At 67.9% G+C, this 262-nt stretch carries 1 pseudogene; it reads right to left on the bottom strand.

The annotated features are described in order from the left end of the window. Window positions 1-262, bottom strand: a pseudogene (locus tag ADK57_RS18815) (ATP-dependent Clp protease ATP-binding subunit); the annotation flags it as partial.

The following is a 262-nucleotide window of genomic DNA, read 5'->3' as shown; positions in this document are numbered from 1 at the left end:
GACCAGCGCCTCGTCCGTGATCGAGACACGGTGGTGGGCCTCGTACCGGTCACGCAGACCCTTGAGGATCTCGATCGTGTGCGGCAGCGACGGCTCCGCCACCTGGATCGGCTGGAAACGGCGCTCCAGCGCCGCGTCCTTCTCCAGGTACTTCCTGTATTCCTCAAGTGTGGTGGCGCCGATGGTCTGGAGCTCACCGCGGGCCAGCATCGGCTTCAGGATCGAGGCCGCGTCGATGGCGCCCTCGGCGGCACCCGCACCG

Source organism: Streptomyces sp. MMG1533 (assembly GCF_001279775.1).
GTDB lineage: Bacteria > Actinomycetota > Actinomycetes > Streptomycetales > Streptomycetaceae > Streptomyces.
This window is presented reverse-complemented; position numbering and strand designations above follow the sequence as displayed.